Origin of the sequence: Streptomyces sp. NPDC057939 (assembly GCF_042887545.1) — a bacterium.
Taxonomy (GTDB): domain Bacteria; phylum Actinomycetota; class Actinomycetes; order Streptomycetales; family Streptomycetaceae; genus Streptomyces.
The window spans coordinates 1-2,975 of the sequence record NZ_JBHVPG010000119.1; the positions used below are offsets into that span (position 1 = coordinate 1).

Consider the following 2,975-nt stretch of genomic DNA (forward strand, 5'->3'; position numbering starts at 1 on the left):
ACGCCGCGTAACCGGTCAGGCCCTCCTCCAGCGGCGCGACCTTCCGCAACGCGCAGCACCGGTCCGGATCCCGGTCATGGAGCCGCGGACCGTACTGCGCGTCCTGCTCCGCGACGCTCTGCCGCGGGGTCAGCGTGATGACGTTGACGTCCATCACCGCCTCCACCGCGTCCCGCGTCCCGATCGTCTCCTCGAAGTGGTAACCCGTATCGAGGAACACGACGTCCACGCCGGGGCGAACCCGGGAGGCGAGGTGGGCGACCACCGCGTCCTCCATCGAGGAGGTGACGGCGAACTTGTCGCCGAAGGTGTCGGCCGCCCAGCGCAGGATCTCCAGCGCGGAGGCGTCCTCCAGTTCCCGGCCCGCCCGCTCGGCCAGTTCCTTCAGGTTCCGCGTTTCCTGAACCGTCGTCATATCTCGTCCCCTCCAGCGGTGTTGGACTGATACACCCCGGGACAGCAGCCCGAGGTACTTCAGCTGGAAGGCTCGGTTGCAGGCCCTGCATTCCCACGCGCCGTGACCGGCCTCGTTGGGGAACAGGTCCTCGTCACCGCAGTACGGGCAGTAGAACGGGGCCGCTCGCTCGCTCATGACAGGGCCTCGTCGTCGGCGCGGGTGACCCACGCGGCGAAGCGCTCGCCGTCCTCGCGCTGCTCCTGGAAGCGCGTGACGACCCGCTCGACGTAGTCGGGCAGACCGGCCGAGGTGACCTTGAGGCCGCGGACCTTGCGGCCGAAGCCGGCCTCCAGGCCGAGGGCGCCGCCCAGGTGGACCTGGTAGCCCTCCACCTGGTTGCCGTCGTCGTCCAGGACGAGCTGGCCCTTGAGACCGATGTCCGCGACCTGGATGCGGGCGCAGGCGTTCGGGCAGCCGTTGATGTTGATGGTGAGAGGCTCGGCGAAGTCCGGCAGGCGGCGCTCCAGCTCGTCGATCAGCGAGGCGCCGCGCGCCTTCGTCTCGACGATGGCCAGCTTGCAGAACTCGATGCCGGTGCACGCCATGGTGCCGCGCCGGAACGGGGACGGCTTGACCCGCAGGTCGAGCGACTCCAGGGCGGCGACCACCGAGTCGACCCGGTCGGCCTCGATGTCGAGGACGACCATCTTCTGCTCGGCGGTGGTGCGCAGTCGGCCCGAGCCGTGCTGCTCGGCGACGTCCGCGATCTTGGTCAGGGTGGCGCCGTCCACGCGGCCCACGCGGGGCGCGAAGCCGACGTAGAAGCGGCCGTCGTTCTGCTGGTGGACGCCGACGTGGTCGCGCCACTGGCCGGAGGGCTGCTCGGGCGCGGGGCCGTCCGTCAGCTTGCGCTTCAGGTACTCGTCCTCCAGGACCTGGCGGAACTTGGCCGGGCCCCAGTCGGCGACGAGGAACTTCAGGCGTGCGCGGTTGCGCAGCCGGCGGTATCCGTAGTCGCGGAAGATCGAGATGACGCCCTCGTAGATGTCCGGGACCTCGTCGAGCGAGACCCAGGTGCCCAGGCGCACACCGAGCTTGGGGTTGGTGGAGAGGCCGCCGCCGACCCAGACGTCGAAGCCGGGGCCGTGCTCGGGGTGGTTCACGCCGACGAAGGCGATGTCGTTGATCTCGTGCGCCACGTCGAGCAGCGGCGAGCCGGAGATCGCGGACTTGAACTTGCGGGGCAGGTTCGAGAAGTCCTTGTTGCCGACGATGCGGCGGTAGATCTCGTCGATGGCGGGCGTGCCGTCGATGATCTCGTCCTGGGCGATGCCGGCCACGGGCGAACCGAGGATGACGCGGGGCGTGTCACCGCAGGCCTCGGTGGTGGACAGGCCGACGGCCTCCAGGCGGCGCCAGATCTCGGGGACGTCCTCGATCCGGATCCAGTGGTACTGCACGTTCTGGCGGTCGGTGAGGTCCGCGGTGCCGCGTGCGAACTCCTCGGAGATCTCGCCGATGACGCGGAGCTGCTCGGTGGTCAGCCGGCCGCCGTCGATGCGCACGCGCAGCATGAAGTACTTGTCGTCCAGCTCCTCCGGCTCCAGGATCGCGGTCTTGCCGCCGTCGATCCCGGGCTTGCGCTGGGTGTAGAGGCCCCACCAGCGCATGCGGCCGCGCAGGTCGTTGGGGTCGATCGAGTCGAAGCCCGCCTTGGAGTAGATCGTCTCAATGCGCGTCCGCACGTTGAGACCGTCGTCGTCCTTCTTGAACTGCTCGTTGCCGTTGAGGGGCGTGTGGTGTCCGACGGCCCACTGACCCTCGCCGCGGTGACGGCCGGTCTTGCGGCGCGCTGCGGCTGCTGGGGCGGCTGCGGGCGTTTCGGGAGTGGCGGCCATGGCGGTACGTCCTTCTTCGGCGGCTCGGGGCATGGGCAGGGGGAGTGGCGGCGCGCCCCTGTCGGACCGGCGACGCTGAGCAGGTGGGCCGAAATGCCGCCTTCGGCCGGTTTTGCCGGCAGGCAGGGGCGGTCTTCGGCTTTCAGGGGGCTTGCGTGGCCGACGCGTCCGCTTCAGTGGGGACGACGTCGACGTGCGGCGGTGGCTGGTTCCGTCAGCTCGCCGGACAGATGGCGCTGGACATGCGGCCGAGGTCGACGTGCCGCCGACTCACCAAGGCAATTCCAGCTCCATTCATGGCGGAAGCGTGTCATGCGTCGATTGGAGGAGTCCACTACTGTCCATCATGCGGACGAAGTCGTCCCGAATCGTGGGACACGGTGACCGGGGTCACGTCCGGGGCCGGTCCGCCAACGCCGGCGGCGGGTCCGCGGGAGTCGGCGGAGCGACTGTTTCCGGCCCCCGGAACGGGCGGGGACGCCGCCCCGGGCGGGGCCGGACCCGCTGCGGGCCGAACGCGGTCGCGGAGTGGCCGGAGCGGAGTCACAGCGGGGCGGGGCCGGGCCCGGATCGGGTCCGCGGCGGGCCGGAACGGGCCGGTGCGGCCGGTGCGGCGTCCGCCGATGTCGCGGGGTGGAGCGGGGGGCGTCGCTCGTCGCGGCGGGTCGACGGCCCGGGGC

The 2,975-nt window shown here is 70.9% G+C and carries 3 protein-coding genes; all 3 read right to left on the reverse strand.

Annotation, left to right across the window (positions count from 1 at the left end; translation table 11 throughout):
* Positions 1-415: phosphoadenosine phosphosulfate reductase family protein (locus ACFVS6_RS42850; protein WP_389711959.1), on the reverse strand; the 415-nt coding region annotated here is incomplete at its 3' end.
* Positions 416-588: 173 nt separating this feature from the next.
* Positions 589-2,295 carry a nitrite/sulfite reductase gene (locus ACFVS6_RS42855; RefSeq protein ID WP_389711958.1) on the reverse strand — a complete coding sequence of 569 codons (1,707 nt, stop codon included), beginning with the start codon at positions 2,293-2,295 and terminating at the stop codon, positions 589-591.
* 214 nt (positions 2,296-2,509) lie between these two features.
* On the reverse strand, positions 2,510-2,593 hold the full coding sequence (locus ACFVS6_RS42860) for a putative leader peptide (RefSeq protein ID WP_309550570.1): 84 nt from the start codon (positions 2,591-2,593) through the stop codon (positions 2,510-2,512).
* Positions 2,594-2,975 lie beyond the last annotated feature (382 nt).

What these genes read in the sequence shown, in the direction of transcription:
- ACFVS6_RS42855 (WP_389711958.1), bottom strand. Translation starts at nt 2,295, where the DNA reads ATGGCCGCCACTCCCGAAACGCCCGCAGCCGCCCCAGCAGCCGCAGCG.
- ACFVS6_RS42860 (WP_309550570.1), bottom strand. Translation starts at nt 2,593, where the DNA reads ATGAATGGAGCTGGAATTGCCTTGGTGAGTCGGCGGCACGTCGACCTC.